The sequence below is a fragment of the Oleiphilus sp. HI0067 genome, assembly GCF_001635735.1.
This window is the reverse complement of the sequence record NZ_LWFI01000352.1, coordinates 1-1,230: the sequence shown is the minus strand read 5'-3', so window position 1 is coordinate 1,230 and position 1,230 is coordinate 1. Positions and strand designations below refer to the sequence as shown.

At 42.1% G+C, this 1,230-nt stretch carries 2 protein-coding genes; both read left to right on the top strand.

The genetic code is table 11. The features are described from left to right. Positions 1 to 602, top strand: a 602-nt coding sequence (locus A3739_RS04295; protein WP_068500453.1) for an alpha/beta fold hydrolase, incomplete at its 5' end; no start/stop codon positions are given. 84 nt (positions 603 to 686) lie between these two features. Continuing rightward, a complete protein-coding gene (locus A3739_RS04290) occupies positions 687 to 980 on the top strand; it encodes a putative toxin-antitoxin system toxin component, PIN family (protein ID WP_197471982.1) in 294 nt (97 codons plus the stop codon). Positions 981 to 1,230: the final 250 nt, after the last annotated feature.

Here is a 1,230-nt window from a genome sequence, read left to right as displayed (position 1 = left end):
TCATCGTCGAGCTTGGCATAAAGAAAGTTCATCTTGTTCTTCACGATTTTGGTGGCCCTTGGGGCTTACAATTTGCCTGTAACCACCCCGAACTCGTCAAAAGCCTCACCTGTGTGAATACCGGCCCAGCACCTGATTATGTCTGGCATGATTTCGCACAAATTTGGCGTAAACCCATTATTGGCGAGATCTTCCAATTTCTATCTACACATTGGTCTTTGCGCTTCTTTTTGAATAGAGATAATCCCAAACCTCTACCTTTGGAATTCACCAAACTCATGGTGAAAGACATAGATTGGGGTCTAAGCCGCGGCATGTTGAAGCTATACAGGGCAACAGATTTAGCCGTACTTACAAAGAAGCTTGAACGTCAGTTGAAGCAACTAAATGTTCCTGCACTTACGCTTTGGGGTGAAGGAGATAAGTACGTACCAGTCAAACATGCGCAAGCACAAAAGGAATTCTTCAACGCCGAAATACATACCATGCCTAACTGTGGGCACTGGCCTATGATCGACGATCCGGAACTATTTGAAAGTTTGTTGATTCCGTTTTTAAAGAAACAAGTAGGAGCAGAACAAGCTGAACCGCTTTGTGCATAATTTGTACTAATCATATCCTCGATCGATACAATTCAGCGACAAATCTTCACTTGTCGAATGACAGCATATATGAAGCATTAAAAAATGACTAAAATTGTTGTCGATACAAGCGTCGTAATCAGCGCCCTAATCGGAGAAGCAGGACCGAGCCGACAGATTCTAAGAAACTGTTTGACCGGTTCTTTTAGCCCAATGATTATTACCGCGTTATTCTTAGAATATGAGGACGTACATCAGCGCCCTCAGATTGCAGAGCTTTGTCCTCTACAACCAGAGGAAATCAAAGAACTGCTAAGTGCCTTTTATAGCGTATGCTACTGGGTACCAATACATTATTTATGGCGCCCCAATCTGAAAGATGAGAACGACATTTTTTAATTGAACTTGCGGTAGCCAGCAACGCACAGTTTATCGTTATAAATAACATCAAAGATCTAACTGGGGCAGAACTTACTTTCAAAGGCTTTGATGTTGTTAAACCAGAACAACTTCTTAGAGGTAAATAGCATGTCGACATTGACCATATGATTACCAGACGACAAGCATAATCGTCTAAAAGCGCTTGCTGAACACCGAAAAATTAGCATGAACAAGCTAATCGAGGAGCTATCAACTCAAGCACTTGCTG